At 63.6% G+C, this 14343-nt stretch carries 15 protein-coding genes and 1 pseudogene; 5 read left to right on the top strand and 11 right to left on the bottom strand.

The window, feature by feature from the left end; all coding sequences use genetic code 11:
• Positions 1 to 64 precede the first annotated feature (64 nt).
• From I6F20_RS28630 to I6F20_RS28580, 11 genes and pseudogenes are all read right to left on the bottom strand, one after another.
• Positions 65 to 943, bottom strand: a complete 879-nt coding sequence (locus I6F20_RS28630; RefSeq protein WP_225129005.1) for an SMP-30/gluconolactonase/LRE family protein — start codon at positions 941 to 943, stop codon at positions 65 to 67.
• Positions 943 to 2019 (bottom strand): aldose epimerase family protein, encoded by a 1077-nt coding sequence (locus I6F20_RS28625; RefSeq protein ID WP_225128864.1) that lies wholly within the window; start codon positions 2017 to 2019, stop codon positions 943 to 945. The genes I6F20_RS28630 and I6F20_RS28625 overlap by 1 nt, the downstream gene beginning before the upstream one ends.
• A 2-nt stretch (positions 2020 to 2021) precedes the next feature.
• On the bottom strand, positions 2022 to 2948 hold the full coding sequence (locus I6F20_RS28620; RefSeq protein WP_225128863.1) for a Gfo/Idh/MocA family protein: 927 nt from the start codon (positions 2946 to 2948) through the stop codon (positions 2022 to 2024).
• Positions 2945 to 3721 carry a FadR/GntR family transcriptional regulator gene (locus tag I6F20_RS28615; protein WP_225128862.1) on the bottom strand — a complete coding sequence of 259 codons (777 nt, stop codon included), beginning with the start codon at positions 3719 to 3721 and terminating at the stop codon, positions 2945 to 2947. Before I6F20_RS28615 ends, I6F20_RS28620 begins: the two co-directional genes overlap by 4 nt.
• Positions 3718 to 3864, bottom strand: coding sequence for a hypothetical protein (locus I6F20_RS28610; protein WP_156447263.1), 147 nt, complete (start codon positions 3862 to 3864; stop codon positions 3718 to 3720). The genes I6F20_RS28615 and I6F20_RS28610 overlap by 4 nt, the downstream gene beginning before the upstream one ends.
• Before the next feature lie 2 nt (positions 3865 to 3866).
• A pseudogene (locus I6F20_RS28605) lies at positions 3867 to 3971 on the bottom strand (sugar ABC transporter substrate-binding protein); the annotation flags it as partial.
• 332 nt (positions 3972 to 4303) lie between these two features.
• Positions 4304 to 5476: a fumarylacetoacetate hydrolase family protein gene (locus tag I6F20_RS28600; protein WP_225128861.1), complete on the bottom strand. Its 1173-nt coding sequence runs from the start codon at positions 5474 to 5476 to the stop codon at positions 4304 to 4306.
• A gap of 112 nt (positions 5477 to 5588) precedes the next feature.
• A complete protein-coding gene (locus tag I6F20_RS28595) occupies positions 5589 to 6566 on the bottom strand; it encodes a HEAT repeat domain-containing protein (protein WP_036005565.1) in 978 nt (325 codons plus the stop codon).
• Positions 6567 to 6568: 2 nt separating this feature from the next.
• On the bottom strand, positions 6569 to 6802 hold the full coding sequence (locus I6F20_RS28590) for a 4Fe-4S dicluster domain-containing protein (protein WP_007593252.1): 234 nt from the start codon (positions 6800 to 6802) through the stop codon (positions 6569 to 6571).
• A 32-nt stretch (positions 6803 to 6834) separates the two neighbouring features.
• The gene (locus tag I6F20_RS28585) at positions 6835 to 8577 is read right to left on the bottom strand and encodes a fumarate reductase/succinate dehydrogenase flavoprotein subunit (RefSeq protein ID WP_225128860.1); all 1743 of its coding nucleotides are present in this window, start codon (positions 8575 to 8577) and stop codon (positions 6835 to 6837) included.
• A gap of 101 nt (positions 8578 to 8678) precedes the next feature.
• Positions 8679 to 9452: a ferredoxin--NADP reductase gene (locus I6F20_RS28580; RefSeq protein ID WP_225128859.1), complete on the bottom strand. Its 774-nt coding sequence runs from the start codon at positions 9450 to 9452 to the stop codon at positions 8679 to 8681.
• Positions 9453 to 9657: 205 nt separating this feature from the next.
• Here I6F20_RS28580 and I6F20_RS28575 point away from each other — a divergent pair, with 205 nt between their 5' ends.
• From I6F20_RS28575 to I6F20_RS28555, 5 genes are all read left to right on the top strand, one after another.
• The gene (locus I6F20_RS28575; RefSeq protein ID WP_036005572.1) at positions 9658 to 9954 is read left to right on the top strand and encodes a gamma-butyrobetaine hydroxylase-like domain-containing protein; all 297 of its coding nucleotides are present in this window, start codon (positions 9658 to 9660) and stop codon (positions 9952 to 9954) included.
• A gap of 100 nt (positions 9955 to 10054) precedes the next feature.
• Positions 10055 to 10828 carry a Crp/Fnr family transcriptional regulator gene (locus I6F20_RS28570; RefSeq protein ID WP_057030048.1) on the top strand — a complete coding sequence of 258 codons (774 nt, stop codon included), beginning with the start codon at positions 10055 to 10057 and terminating at the stop codon, positions 10826 to 10828.
• Positions 10829 to 11010: 182 nt separating this feature from the next.
• Positions 11011 to 12432 carry an ABC transporter substrate-binding protein gene (locus tag I6F20_RS28565; RefSeq protein ID WP_225128858.1) on the top strand — a complete coding sequence of 474 codons (1422 nt, stop codon included), beginning with the start codon at positions 11011 to 11013 and terminating at the stop codon, positions 12430 to 12432.
• The gene (locus I6F20_RS28560) at positions 12429 to 13340 is read left to right on the top strand and encodes an ABC transporter permease (RefSeq protein WP_225128857.1); all 912 of its coding nucleotides are present in this window, start codon (positions 12429 to 12431) and stop codon (positions 13338 to 13340) included. Before I6F20_RS28565 ends, I6F20_RS28560 begins: the two co-directional genes overlap by 4 nt.
• Positions 13337 to 14209: an ABC transporter ATP-binding protein gene (locus tag I6F20_RS28555; RefSeq protein ID WP_225128856.1), complete on the top strand. Its 873-nt coding sequence runs from the start codon at positions 13337 to 13339 to the stop codon at positions 14207 to 14209. Before I6F20_RS28560 ends, I6F20_RS28555 begins: the two co-directional genes overlap by 4 nt.
• The last annotated feature ends 134 nt before the right edge of the window (positions 14210 to 14343 follow it).

Raw genomic sequence — 14343 nt, 5'->3', positions numbered from 1 at the left:
TCCCTTTGGGTGTCAGACTTTCTTCGTGGTGTCGAGAACGACGGTCGTGTACGGCTTGGGCCTCCTATGCGAGCTTGACGTCGGGTTCCGCGCGTCCGCGCGCGGTTGCTTCGAGCAGAAAGGTGCAGCCGGCTTGCGGATCGGCAGCGCGTGCCGCCGTGTCCATATCCTGCCAGGCCGACGTGACGAGCAGGCGCGACAGGTCGGGGCCGACGAAGGCGGGGCAGCTCGCCTGCTTCGCCGGCACGCTAAGCGAACGCAGGCGCTCGCCTTGCGGCGAGTAGACGTCGATCCGGCTCGCGCCCCAGCACGCATTCCAGATCTGCCCGTCGGCGTCGCATACCGAACCGTCGAGACCGCCGATGCCGCTGTGGCGCAACAGCACCTCCGGCTCGCCGCGCGGCAGGCCGGTCGCGGGGTTGAGCGGCACGGCATAGAGCACCGCACGCGGCGTGTCGGTGAAGTAGCCGGTGGCGCCGTCGGGCGAGAAGCAGATCGAATTGGGAATGCTGATGCCGGGAAACAGCGTCGAGATCTTGCCGCGATGAAGCGCGTAGATCGCGCCCGCCTTCGGCTCGGCTTTCTTGCCCATAGTGCCGATCCAGAACGTACCCGATTGATGCACGCGGCAATCGTTTGAGCGCGTCATCGGATTGTCCGCTTCGAGCGGACAGAACAGCGTCATCGAACCATCAGCGAGCTTGCGAATGTAGAGGCCATCTTCGGCGACGATCAGCTGCCGCTCGGCGTCGATACGCCCCAGCGCGCTCGCCATCCGCCCGAGCGCGTGGCTGCGGACAGTGCCGGTGCCGAGTTGCGCCTCGAACAGCTTGCCTTCGCGAATGTCGAACCACCAGGCCGTGTCGGTGGTCACGTCATAGGTCGGACCTTCGCCGAGATGGCAAGGATGATCCGAGAGGACAGTCGTTGGCACCTGCTCCATCATGGCGACCTCACTGAAAAGCGATAGACCGTGTGATGGCGATAGACCCCTCCGGGATAGAGGCGCGGGCTCGGGAAATCCGGCCGGTTCGGCGCGTCGGGCCAGATGTGCGGCTCCAGGCACATGGCGTCCGATTGCCGGATCAGCTTGCCGCCCTTGCCGGACATCGTACCGTCGAGATAATTGCCCGAATAGACCTGAAGTCCGGGCTGATCGGTGAGCAGCTCCATGATGCGCCCGGAGCGCGGCGCCTCCAGCCGCGCCGCGAGCGCAAGCTTGCCGTCGCGCCCGAGACAATAGGTGTGGTCGTAGCCCCTGCCGTTTTGCAATTGCGGGTCGCCTTCGCGGATGCGCTCGCCCACCGGCCACGGTTTGCGGAAATCGAACGGCGTGCCGGCCACGCTGCGCGGCGACTCCGGCAGCGGAATGGCGGTGGCATCTATGGCGAGGAATTGCTCGGCGGCGACCATCAGGCGGTGGTCGAGAATGGACGTCTCTGACGTCGCACCCTCGAGATTGAAGAAGCTGTGGTTGGTCAAATTGACGACGGTCGGCCGGTCGGTCCGCGCTTCCATCAGCAGCGACAGCTCGGTCGGCCCGGTGATGCGATAGGTCACGCGAACGTCGAGCCTACCGGGATAACTCTCCTCCCCGTGCGGGCTGACATAGGTGAGCGTCACCGCGGGCTCGGCGCCTCCGTCGATCTCCGCGATCTCCCAGAGCTTGCGATCAAAACCCTCGAGCCCGCCGTGCAACGCATTCGGACCGTTGTTGACCGCTAGCTGCACCGTCTCGCCTTGAAGCGAAAACTGTCCCTTGGCGATGCGGTTGGCATAGCGGCCGACGGTGGCGCCCAGAAACTTCCGTTCGGCGAGATAGCCGGCGAAGGCATCATGGCCAAGCACGACGTCGTCATATCCGCCGTTGGCATCCGGCGCGATCAACGCCTGCAGCACCGCGCCGTAGCTGATGATGCGCGCCTCGAAGCCGCCCTCCCCGCGCAGCACGACGCGCTCGACCTCGCGGCCGTCGGGCAGCGTCCCGAACACGTCTCTTGTGATTGTTGATGCGGCCATGCTCAATCCACAAACGGTTCGACGATCGTGCGCTTGCCGAGCAGGAAGGCGTCGGCGACGAGACGGAGCGGCGTCAGATCGACGTCACTTGCGCCGGTTGCTGCGAGCGCGACGAAGCGTCGGTAGAGCCCGCGATATTCCTCATCGGGCCCTTCGACAAGCACCTTGCCGTCGACGGCCATGCGCGCGCCACCGCTGGACAGCGTCAGCCGGCCCTGATCGGTTTCGACGAGGATATCCCAGCTCTGCGGCCCGGTCTGGCGGAAGTCGAACTCGGCGGTCACGGGCAGGCCGCTGATATCCGTCAGGTTCACGTTCGCCGCGATCGGCGCCTGGCAATTGGCTGGAAAGGCCAGCTCGGCCGCGGTGACGAACACGGGCTTCGGCAGAATCCTGGTCAGGATCGACAGCGCATTGATGCCCGGATCGAACACGCCGAGGCCGCCGGGCTCCCAGATCCAGCCCTGCCCGGGATGCCAGACACGCACGTCTTCCTTCCAGCTGATGTGAACGGATTTGATGTGCCGATCAGTGAGCCATTGCCGGGCCGGCTCCACCGCCGGCGCATAACGCGAATGCCAGGTCGCAAACAATGTCCGCTTCGCACCCGCCGCCATCGCGATCAACGGATCAAGCTCGGCAACGCCGGTGCCCGGCGGCTTCTCCAGCATGACGTGCTTGCCGGCGGCGAGCGCCGCCGCGGCCTGGGCCCGTCGCACCTGCGGCGGCGTGCAGAGCGAGACCGCGTCGATCGGCGGCCCCTTCTGAAGCAATTCCTCGATGGTCGTAAAATGCGGCACCCCCTGCAGCGAGGCGTTGCGGCTCGCCACGGCGGCAAGCGTTGCGCCCGGTGTGGCGGCGATCGCCGCCACATGCTGGTCCCGCGCGATCTTGCCGAAGCCGACGATGGCGATGCGAAGGTCTGTCACGCTTGTTCTCCAGTGTCGGCCGACGGTGGCGGCTCGGCCGGGGCGGTCTCGATCGCCGTACTGTCATGGCGGCGCATGCTGTTGTGAATGACATAGACCATGGCCTCGGATGCGGCATGGGCATCGCCCGCGACGATGGCATCGACGATCTTCTGATGCCAGAGCAGCACGGTATCGCGATCCTCCGGCTCGACCGGAGCGCTGAGCAGGAAAGAGGCGCGCAGCGCTGCTTCAATGACATGCCCAATCGAGCGCATGAACAGATTGCCCGAGGCACGCGCCACGGCAACATGAAGCGCGAGATCTGCATCTGCAAATCCGACCGAGTCGGACGCTTCATGCCGCATCCGATCCATGCTGCGGCGCAGCTCGCTGATGTCTTGCTCGGATCGCTGTGTTGCCGCCAGCATCGCCGCGCGCGGCTCCACGGCGAGACGGATCTCGGCGAGGTCGTCAAGGAAGCGCTTGTCGATGCCGGCATCGAGGTGCCAGGCCAGCACGTCTGCGTCGAACATGTTCCAGGCACCTCGCTCGCGCACGACGGTGCCGACCCGCGCCTTGGTGGTGAGCAGGCCCTTGGCGACCAGCGTCTTGACGCTCTCGCGCAGCACCGGCCGCGACACGCCGAACATTGCGATCATCTCGGCATCCCCCGGCAGGCGCGTGCCTTCCGCATAGCGGCCGGCGATGATGTCGACGCCGATCGAACGCGCCACCTCCGCATGGTTGGAATGGGCCCGCCGCGTCGGGATGACGACGATCCGCGAGGTCATGACGCCGCTCCCGCATGCTTCGCCGCCGGCCGGCGCGCAAGCGCGACCAGCCCCTGCAGCAGGACAATGAAGGCGAATAGAAGCACGCCCGAGGTGCGGGGGATCAGCAAGAGCTTTGGCGCGGTGCAGGAGGTCGACTTCATGCTGAGACGGACGTTTCGGCCGCGCGCCAGCCGGATTCCGATCCAATCTGCGAGAAGCCGATCGTGAGCTGGGCGCTGGCCGGCGTCGCGAGCAACAAGGCGGCCATGGCGCTGGCCGCACAGAGAGCTTTAGGGGGCATCAGGCGCGTCTCCCAAGATGTTTTATCCGGGGGCGCCGATTGGTAGCATGGCACCCACAGGCCGGCCTTCGCACCAGCGGCGGGCACTATTTCACGGAAGTTGAGTTCCGACTAGTCATATTATTTGACTATTTGGAGCAAAGCAGGCGAGGTGGGGCGAGCTGAGTTATGACACGTTCAGCGCGATTTTGCTCCCTTCATGCAACGGAGGGATGAAAAAATTAGGCGGCGCGATGGAGCCTCAGCTGTCAGCGGGGCGAAGGTGCGCCCCCGCTTGCGGGAGGCGGAGGGCAGCAGCGCTAGATCAGCTTCCGCTGCGCCAGGTTCTTCATTAGTGCGCCGATGCCGAACGTCCAGGGCTCGCACTCGTCGCTGGTGCGCATGCGGTTGACGAGCTTGCCGAGCTGAGGCGCTGCGATAGTGACAATGTCGTCGCGCTTGTGGGTGAATCCCTGCCCCGGCGCATCGCGATCCTTCACGGGTGCGAACATGGTGCCGAGGAACAGCACGAAGCCGTCAGGATATTGATGCACCTTGCCGATGGTCTGCGCGACGAGATCGGTCGGATCGCGGCTGATCTTGCTGATCGAGGAATGGCCGTCGAGAACGAAGCCGTCCGTCCCCATGACGTTCAGGCTGATGTCCAGCCTGCGCGCGTCGTCGAGCGTGAAGGTGTCGTCGAACAGGCGCAGCAGCGGACCAATCGAACAGGACGCGTTGTTGTCCTTGGCCTTCGACAACAGCAGCGCCGAGCGGCCCTCGAAGTCGCGCAGGTTCACGTCGTTGCCAAGCGCGCCCCCGACGATCTTGCTGCGGCTCGACACGAACAGCACGAGCTCGGGCTCGGGATTGTTCCAGGTCGATTTCGGATGCAGGCCGGCATCCATGCCGGTGCCGACCGACGACAAGGTGGGCGCCTTGGTGAAAACCTCGGCATCCGGACCGATGCCGACCTCAAGATATTGGCTCCAGGCATTCTGATCGATCAGCACTTGCTTCAGGTGCATCGCCTGATCCGAGCCCGGCTTGAGCTTTGACAGATCGTCGCCGATCAGGCGCGTCACTTCTTTCCGGATCGCTTCGGCCGAGGCCGGATTGCCCTTGGCGCGCTCTTCGATAACGCGTTCCAGCATCGAGATCGCGAACGTGACGCCGGCGGCCTTCAGCGTCTGGAGATCGACGGGCGCGAGCAGCCAGGGCTTTTGGGGATCGCGCCCGTCCGGCGGGGTGTTGGCGACGATCGCCTCGAGATCACCGATGCGCTCGCCCTTGGTGGCGGCAAGCGCCTTGGCGGGATCGTCCGTCTCGCAGAGCGCGCTGATGGTCGGAAAATTTGCTGTGACGTCATACACGCCGTCACCGCGCACGGCGACGATGGCCGGACCGTTGACCTGCGGCAGCCAGACGCGGCCGACCAGCGTTCCCTTCGTGCCGTCCTCGGGGAGAAGGTCCTTTACAGTCAATGTCGTCATGGCCGCGTCCTCGCTGTTCTAAGGAATGGCCGCATTCGCAGCGGCCGTTCCCGTTAGCGAAGACCAATAAACGTCTGGCGCTGGAAGTCCAGAGCGGCGACGCGCCGTGCAATTATGCCCCTGCCCGCGCCTTTCGCGCTGCAATCTGGTGCAGTGCCCAGCGCGCATTCTTGCGGACATCAGGATCAGGATCGTCGGCGATCACGGCCAGGAATGCCTCGCCGTCAGGGTGGCCGATCTCACCTAGCGCGGCGGCGGCCTCTTTGCGCAAATTCGCCTGGTCGTGATTGACGCAATTGCCGATCGGCCGCACCGCGCGTTCGATCTTCATCTTGCCAAGGCTGCGGATCGCCTTCAGCCGCACCTGCCAGAACTCATCCGCGAGGCAAGCGACGAGCTGATCAGCCGCGATTGCACCATTCACGTTGAGGCCCAGCGTCTCCGCGGCCATCTCGCGAACCATCCAGTCGGCGTCCTTCAGCGCGCGGGTGATGGTCTCCGCCGCCGGCTTCATCTGCGAAAAGGCCAATGCGCTCACGGCGGCGCGGCGCACATGGGCATCGGGATCGTTGATCAGCGCGGTTAGCGCCGGAATGGATTCTTCCAGCTTGAGAAAGCCGATCACGCCGATCGCCTGCACACGGACGGCGGCGTCAGGGTCCTGGAGCGCTTCCAGCGCGGGCTTGAGTGTATCCCTGCGGCGCAGTTCCTTCAGCGCGCGCAGAGCGCCCATGCGGACGAAAGCGTGGGTATGCCTGACCAGCGGCAGGATCGCGTCGGCGCAGGCGGGATCCTTGAATTCAGCCATGCTGTCGGCCGCAGCCGCCGCGACGATCCTCTCGGGATCGACGAGCAGCTTCACCAGCGCGCTTGCTGCCTCCGGTCCGTCGAACTCGCCGAGCGCCATCGCGACCTGCTGGCGCACACCGGCATCGGGATCGGTGACCATTTTGGCAAGATGTGCGACCGCGGCGGGATCGCCGGAATGACCGAGTGCAATGATGGCGACGCGGCGTTCGGCGGGATCGGCCGCCTGCAGCCGCTCGTCGGCGTCCTCGAGATCGTCATAGGATTCGAACGGGCTCGACATGATCACCTCAACAGATAGGGAATGTTGACGGTGACGGCGCCGGTCGGACAATCCGCTTCGCAGGGCATGCAATACCAGCACTCGTCATAGGCCATGTAGGCCTTGTTGGTCATGTCGCTGATGCGCAGCACGTCGAGCGGGCAGACATCGACGCACACCGTGCAGCCCTTGTCCGCGATGCATTTGGCGTCGTCGACCACCACCGGAACCGATGTCTGATAGGACGCGAGAGGCATGTGATGTCTCCTGTTGGCTATGTTCTGGTGGATCAGGCTGAGGCGCGAATGCGCTGCTTGTCGTAGAGGTCCTTCTCGTCGTCCGCGATCGGCACGACATAGGGCTCGACTGCGCGCTTCTCGCTGGTCATCCTGCCGTCCTGCTTGGACAGCAGCGTGTGGCAGAACCAGTTCTCGTTGTCCTTCTCCGGGAAATCCGTCCGCCAGTGATAGAGACCCCAGCGGCTCTCTTCGCGGTAGAGCGAGGCGTGTGCGGCCATATCGGCACAGTCCATGATCGACTGCACTTCGAGCGCGCGCAGCAATTCGTGCGCGTTGCGCGCGATCATGCGCTCCTGCATATCCTCACGCGCTTCGGCGAGCCGCCGCATGCCGAGCTCATATTTGCGCGTGACCTTCGGCGGCTGGAGATAGTCGTTGACCAGACGGCGGGTCTTGTACTCGATCTGGTTCGGCGGAATGCCGTCCTCGCGCTTGGTCGGCGCCATCACGCGCTCGCGTTCCATGGCGACGTCGGCCGCGTCGAATTCCGCGAAATCATGGTTGTCGGCGAACTCCATCGCGTCGATGCCTGCGACCGAGCCGTTGGTGAAGGCGCCGAGCATGTAATTGTGCGGGACGCTCGCCATGTCGCCGGCGGCGTAGAGGCCGGGTACGGTGGTGCGGGCATTGTCGTCGACGAACACGCCTGACGCGCTGTGGCCGGAGCAGAAGCCGATCTCGGAGATATGCATCTCGATGGACTCACTGCGGTAGTCGACCCCGCGCCCCTGCTGGAACAGGCCGCGCGTCGGACGCTCGACCTTGTGCAGCGTGGATTCGATCTCGGAAATGGTGTCGGGGTGGAGATGCTTGAGCTGGAGGAACACCGGACCCTTGCCGGAGAGGAGCTCGTTGTAGAACTCCAGCATCATCTGGCCGGACCAGTAGTCGCATTCGATGAAGCGCGAGCCTTCGTTGTTTGCCGTATATGCGCCGAACGGGCCGGCGACATAGGCGCAGGCCGGGCCGTTATAGTCCTTGATCAGCGGGTTGATCTGGAAGCATTCGAGGTTCGCGAGCGCTGCGCCGGCGTGATAGGCCATGGCGTAGCCGTCGCCGGAATTGGCGGCGTTCTCGTAGGTGCCGAACATGTAGCCGGACGTCGGCAGACCGAGGCGACCGGCGGCGCCCATGCAGAGGATCACGGCCTTGGCCTTGATCACCAGCATCTCGGCGGTACGCGTATTGACGCTGATGGCGCCGGCAATGCGGCCGTCGCCCGATTTGACCAGGCGCGTCGCCATGTAGCGGTTGGAAATGAGGATGCGGGCGCGGCGGAGCTGGCGATACAGCGCCTTCTTCACGGTCTCGCCGTTCGGCATTGGCAGCACATAGGTGCCGATGTGATGCACCTTCTTGACGGCGTAGTCGCCGTTCTCGTTCTTCAGGAAGCGAATGCCGAAGCTGTCCAGTTCCTCGATGATCTTGTAGCAGTTCTGGGCGTATTTGTAGACCGCCTTCTGGTCGACGATGCCGTCATTGGCGATGGTGATTTCCTTGGTGTACTGCTCGGGCGTCGCGTAACCGGGGATGACGGCGTTGTTGAGCCCATCCATACCCATCGAGATCGCGCCGGAGCGCTTGACGTTCGCCTTCTCGAGCAGGACGACATTGGCCTTCGGGTTCTTCAGCTTCGCCTTCAGTGCCGCCATCGGGCCGGCTGTGCCGCCGCCGATCACCAGCACATCGCAGGAAACTTCCGAAAGTCCGTCGACGATCTGATCTAGTGCCATCGCTTGCTCCTGGTTCGCCGATCCCGGCGCCTTTGCGTCAGATTTGTTCAGGGGGCGTCGCCGCGATAGCAATTAGTTGTCGCTGGGACGCGATTTGTAGCTCAGCGCTCGACGAAGGCTTTTTCGATGACGAAATGGCCGGGCTGGCTATGGTTGCCCTCGACGAAGCCGCGCGCCGCGAACATCGCGTGGAGTTCCTCGAGCATCGCCGGGCTGCCGCACAGCATGATGCGGTCCGTTTCGATGTCGAGGCTCGCTTGTCCGATATCCTCGAAGAGCTGATTCGAGACGATCAGGTCGGTGATGCGACCGCGATTCCGGAACGGCTCGCGGGTGACGGTCGGGTAGTAGACGAGCTTGTCGCCGATCAATGGGCCGAAGAATTCGTGATTGCGCAGGCCCTCGACGAGGTGCTCGCCATAGGCGAGTTCCGAGACCTGGCGGCAGCCATGGGCCAGCACGATGGTCTCGTAATTCTCATAGACGTCGGGGTCCTTGATCAGGCTGGCGAAGGGCGCCAGGCCGGTGCCGGTCGAGAGCAGCAGCAGGCGTTTTCCCGGAATGAGGTTGCCGGTAATCAGCGTGCCCGTCGCCTTGCGCCCGACCAGGATGATGTCACCTTCCCTGATCTTCTGAAGGCGCGAGGTCAGCGGGCCGTCCTGCACCTTGATCGAGAAGAATTCGAGCGCCTCCTCGTGATTGGCGCTGGCCATGCTGTAGGCCCGCATCAACGGCTTGCCCTCGACCTCCAGACCAATCATTGCGAACTGGCCGTTCTGGAAGCGGAAGCCGGGATCGCGCGTCGCGGTGAAGCTGAACAGGGACTCGGTCCAGTGCCTGACCGACAGAACCGTTTCCTTCTGAAATGCACTCATCGTCTCTCCTTGGTCATCGATGACGCGCAAGGTTTCGGAGAGAGGAGAGTCCGGCAATTCGGAAGTGAAGTTCCCGGTCGATTAGTTTCACATTTCGCGTGGGTTGCTCGAAGAGCAGGCTCGCGATCCCACCCGCACCGGCAATTAGTTGCTATTCGTGCGTTCCCGCCTCGACGTAGAACGAAGTCAGAGGTTCGTCATGACAATGACATTGGTGGCACCGACCGTGGCCGACTACGAAGCCAGCGCCGATCTCGCTTCGCTCCTGGTCCGCACCGCGCAGGACGACGCGCTCAGCGTTTCTGCCGAAACACTCCGCCTCTCCTGCAAATGCGCCCATTGCACCCGCGCCCGCTTCGACGGCCGCTTCCCCAAAGCGTTTCCGGGGATTGCGATTACCGACATCGGCGATCTCGGCTATGGGCTGAACATTTCGTTTTCGGATGGGCACAACCGGGGGATTTATCCGAAGCCGTATCTGCTGAACTTGGCGGGGCGGTGACCCGGTATTCGGTGTCATTTCCCCGCGCGAGGCGTCTGCCCCCATCTGGCACGGACATTGCTCCTCTTTAGAACGATTTGAAACGTTCGGGAGGCAGGCGATGTTGCAGGCGGCGAATGCGGTTCGCGGGGCTGTTCCCCCAGCAGTCAGGCCTGCCAGCAGTTCCTCGCTGCTGCTCACCGAGAACCAGCAATGGATCGGCGGTCCACCCCCGTTGATGGACAAGCTCTCACCGCGCGAGCGGGAGTTGGTGCTGAAGCAGGGCCGCCGCAAGGTGCTCAATCGCGGCCAAACGCTGTTCAGCCAGGGCGGCAAGCATGACGGCATCTGGCTGATCGAGAGCGGCCGCATCCGTGTCTTCTACACCTCGCCACTCGGACGCGAGATCACGCTGGCCTATTGGCATGTTGGCAATTTCGTCGGCGGTCCCGAAGTGTTCGAAGGCACCGTGCATCAATGGTCCGGCGTTGCCTCCAGTAATTGCAGCGTCGTGCACCTGCCCGGAAAGGAACTGCGGTCCCTTGCCGCAGAGATCCCGAACCTCGCGATTGGCCTGATCGAAGGCCTGACGTTCAAAGGCAAATGCTATTCGGCGCTGGCCCAGATGCTTGGGACGCGCTCGATCACGCAGCGTCTCGCCCATCTCTTGCTGCATCTCGTCGAGCTTTACGGCGTCGCGGATGCCGACGGCACCGTGATCGCTGCGGCCTTCACCCACGCCGACATCGCCCACATGGTCGGCGCCACCAGACAATGGGTCACGATCAGCCTGAAGCGGATGCAGGAGAAAGGAATCGTGCTGACCAAACGGTCGCAGATCGTGGTCTGCCGGACCGACATTCTGGAGGAGATGCGCGGCCAGGCGGCGGATTGAAGGGGGCCCGCGACCATGGCCGGTGCACAGGCAAGCGGCTTTATAGTGCAGGACTGCCCAAGGAGTATGCAATCAGCTTTTCCCGGCAACTAATCGACTGCGGCGGCCACTCCGGATTTGCCCTGCCTGCGCCCTCCCCCAATCATGGCACCCACAGCACATCCAACCGAATGAGGATGAGAATGGCCCGCCATCTTCCCACGCTCTCGATCGCGATGTCGGTGACGTCGCTGGCGCTGCTCGTCGCGCAGCCGGCTTCTGCGGAAACCGTCAAGCTCGGCATCGGAACGCAGGATACCACGACCAACACGGTCACCGCAGGCGTCGTCATCCGCCAATTGCAACTGCTTGAGAAGTACCTGCCGAAGGACGGCAAATACGCCAACATGAAGTTCGAGCTCGAATGGCAGAACTTCACCTCCGGTCCGCCCGTCACCAACGCGATGATGGCGAACAAGCTGCAGATCGGGATGATGGGCGACTATCCGCTCATCGTGAACGGATTCACCTTCGAGAGCAATCCGGAGAGCAAGAGCCGCCTCGTCGGCATCGCCGCCTACAGCCTGTCCGGCTCGGGCAACGGCCTCGTCGTCCACAAGGACTCACCCTATTACGACCTCGCCGATCTCAAGGGTAAGCTCGTCAGCGTGCCTTTCGGCTCCGCCGCGCACGGCATGGTGCTGAAAGCGATGCAGGATCGCGGCTATGCGTCCGATTTCTTCCAGCTCGTCAGCCAGAGCCCGGAGGTCGGCTCGACCAATCTGCAGGAGAAGAAGATCGACGGGCACGCCGATTTCGTCCCCTTCGCCGAGCTGTTGCCGTTCCGCGGCTTCGCGCGGAAGATCTTCGACGGCGTCGAAACGAACTTGCCGACCTTCCACGGCATCGTGGTTCGCACCGACTTCGCCGAAAAATATCCCGAGGTCGTCGTCGCCTATTTCAAGGCGCTAATCGCCGCCAATCAGTGGCTGCGCGCGGATCCCAAGCTGGCCGCCGAGAAGATCCAGGAATGGACCGGCATCAACAAGGAGGTCGTCTACATCTTCTTAGGGCCCAGCGGCAATATGACGACCGATCCCACGATCAAGCCGGCGCTGATCGATGCGGCCACGACCGACGTCAAGGTGCTGCAGAATCTCGGCCGCATGAAGGAGTTCGATCCGAAGAAATGGGTCGACGACAAATACATCCGCAAGGCCTATGCCGAAATGAAGCTCGACTACGACGCCCAGCTCGCGAGCACCAACAACTATGAGATCTCGGGCGAGGACAGCTTCTGCAAGAAGCCCATCACCGATCCGCGCAAGGCGGGCGAGGTTTGGGTCGACGGTGCCGGCATCATGCCCTTCTCGTCCGCCAGCTGCACGCTTGGCGCCTATGCCGACTACAAGGCCAAGGGCAAGAAGATCAACGTCGCCTACGTCTTCGACACCACGCGCGGCATCAAGCTGTTCGCCGATCAGGCCTTCTTCGCGGTCGGCAATGGCGAGGTCGCCCCGTTCCTGCTGAAGAAGGACGCCGAAGCCTATGCCGCCAAGATCAGCGGCAAGGTGCTCGGCTTCGATGATGCGATGAAGGCCGCTGTCGGCGGAGGCAAGACGTGAGCAGCCCCGCCCTCGTCAGACAGCCTGAGGACAGCATGCCGGCAACAGCACTTGCAGCGGCGGGCCCCTCGCTCGCCGCCATCACCCCGCCCACGACGCCGCCTTCCTTCGGCACACTCGCCTTGCGCTGGTACCGGCTCAATCGGGCGGGTCTGCGGGCGACCGCGATCGGCATCGTCTCGCTGCTCGCGTTCCTGCTGGTCTGGCATCTGCTCACGACCTATCGGGTCGTGTTCTTCGTGCGCTTCACCAACGTGCCCTCGCCGCTCGCGGTCTATGACAGCTTCATCAAGGCGATTCACGATCCTAAATTCCTGATGCACATCCTGCTCAGTTGCCGGCGCATCTTCATCGGATTCTCGCTCGCGGCGATCGTCGGCGTGCCGCTCGGCCTGATCATGGGGCGCTTCAAGCTGGTGCATGAGGTGATCTTCCCGGTCGCCGAAGTGCTGCGGCCGATCCCGGCAATCGCCTGGGTGCCGATGGCGATCATGCTGTGGCCGACCAACGAGCAGAGCATCGTCTACATCACCTTCCTCGGTTCGTTCTTCCCGATTCTCGTCAACACCCTGCACGGCATGTCGCTGGTCGACCCCGTGCTGGTACGCGCCGCACAATGTCTCGGCGCGCGCGAACGCTCGATCTTTCGGGAGGTCTATTTCCCAGCCTCGCTGCCGCACATCTTCACCGGCCTCACCGTCGGCATGGGCGTCGCCTGGGTCTCGCTGATCGCCGCAGAGATGATCTCGGGCCAATACGGCATCGGTTACTTCACCTGGGAAGCTTATTCGCTGGTCCAATATGCCGACATCGCGCTCGGCATGATCGCAATCGGGGTGCTCGGCCTCGGGTCGAGCCTGCTGATCAGGGGCGCGGGGCAATTGGTGATGCCGTGGAGATCGACATGAGCGAGCTGCTAGCGAACAGCCCAAAAGGCCACATCGAAGTCAAGAACTTCTCCCTCGCCTACGAGACCATCGAGGGCGCGGTGCAGGCTGTCACCGACACGCAGATCCATGTGCGGCCCGGCGAGTTCGTGTCGATCGTCGGCCCGTCCGGCTGCGGAAAGTCGACGCTGCTCAATGCGGTCGCAGGCTTCCTCAAGCCGACGACCGGTGTAGTTACCGTCGACGGCGAGCGGGTAAACGGTCCGAGCGCCGAACGCGGCATGGTGTTTCAGCAATATTCTCTTTTTCCGTGGAAAACCGTGCGCGAGAACGTCGAGTTCGGCCTGAAGATGCGCGGCATGCCGCGCTCGCAGCGCGAACGCGCCGCGCGCACGCTGTTGGGGCTTGCGGGACTCGAAGCGTTCGAAAAGCATTATCCGGAAAAGCTCTCCGGCGGCATGAAGCAGCGCGTCGGCATCGTCCGCGCGCTCGCGACGGGACCGAAAGTGCTGTTGCTGGACGAGCCCTTCGGCGCGCTCGACGCGCAGACGCGCGTCATCATGCAGCAGATCCTCACCAATATGTGGCAGCGGCTGAAGATCTCGGTGCTGTTTGTCACCCACGACATTGACGAAGCCATCTTCCTGTCCGACCGCGTCTATTGCATGACCGCGCGGCCGGGCTCGATCAAGGCGGAGATCCCGATCCCGCTGGAGCGGCCGCGGCAGCAATCGATGATGATGTCGTCGGAATTCTTGGCGCTCCGCCGCGGGCTGATGTCGCTGATCCGCGAAGAGAGCCTGAAGGCGATGGGCGGAGAGATCACCGACTTGGGCATGCAGGGGCTGAACGTCGAGCTGCACGGCCACTCGCTCGCGGACGTGATTTGAATTAGCCCCTCCTCGCTGCGATGACCCTCTTGTAGGGTGGGCAAAGCGGAGCGTGCCCACCACCTGTCGCAAAACGAGAGAGCTCGTGGGCACGGCGCTTACGCACCTTTGCCCACCCTACGGCAGCTTTGCCC

Origin of the sequence: Bradyrhizobium sp. IC3123, from assembly GCF_020193625.1 — a bacterium.
GTDB classification, from domain to species: Bacteria; Pseudomonadota; Alphaproteobacteria; order Rhizobiales; family Xanthobacteraceae; genus Bradyrhizobium; species Bradyrhizobium yuanmingense.
This window is presented reverse-complemented; position numbering and strand designations above follow the sequence as displayed.

What these genes read in the sequence shown, in the direction of transcription:
- I6F20_RS28630 (WP_225129005.1), bottom strand. Translation starts at nt 943, where the DNA reads ATGGAGCAGGTGCCAACGACTGTCCTCTCGGATCATCCTTGCCATCTC.
- I6F20_RS28625 (WP_225128864.1), bottom strand. Translation starts at nt 2,019, where the DNA reads ATGGCCGCATCAACAATCACAAGAGACGTGTTCGGGACGCTGCCCGAC.
- I6F20_RS28615 (WP_225128862.1), bottom strand. Translation starts at nt 3,721, where the DNA reads ATGACCTCGCGGATCGTCGTCATCCCGACGCGGCGGGCCCATTCCAAC.
- I6F20_RS28610 (WP_156447263.1), bottom strand. Translation starts at nt 3,864, where the DNA reads ATGAAGTCGACCTCCTGCACCGCGCCAAAGCTCTTGCTGATCCCCCGC.
- I6F20_RS28600 (WP_225128861.1), bottom strand. Translation starts at nt 5,476, where the DNA reads ATGACGACATTGACTGTAAAGGACCTTCTCCCCGAGGACGGCACGAAG.
- I6F20_RS28595 (WP_036005565.1), bottom strand. Translation starts at nt 6,566, where the DNA reads ATGTCGAGCCCGTTCGAATCCTATGACGATCTCGAGGACGCCGACGAG.
- I6F20_RS28590 (WP_007593252.1), bottom strand. Translation starts at nt 6,802, where the DNA reads ATGCCTCTCGCGTCCTATCAGACATCGGTTCCGGTGGTGGTCGACGAC.
- I6F20_RS28585 (WP_225128860.1), bottom strand. Translation starts at nt 8,577, where the DNA reads ATGGCACTAGATCAGATCGTCGACGGACTTTCGGAAGTTTCCTGCGAT.
- I6F20_RS28580 (WP_225128859.1), bottom strand. Translation starts at nt 9,452, where the DNA reads ATGAGTGCATTTCAGAAGGAAACGGTTCTGTCGGTCAGGCACTGGACC.
- I6F20_RS28575 (WP_036005572.1), top strand. Translation starts at nt 9,658, where the DNA reads ATGACATTGGTGGCACCGACCGTGGCCGACTACGAAGCCAGCGCCGAT.
- I6F20_RS28570 (WP_057030048.1), top strand. Translation starts at nt 10,055, where the DNA reads ATGTTGCAGGCGGCGAATGCGGTTCGCGGGGCTGTTCCCCCAGCAGTC.
- I6F20_RS28565 (WP_225128858.1), top strand. Translation starts at nt 11,011, where the DNA reads ATGGCCCGCCATCTTCCCACGCTCTCGATCGCGATGTCGGTGACGTCG.
- I6F20_RS28555 (WP_225128856.1), top strand. Translation starts at nt 13,337, where the DNA reads ATGAGCGAGCTGCTAGCGAACAGCCCAAAAGGCCACATCGAAGTCAAG.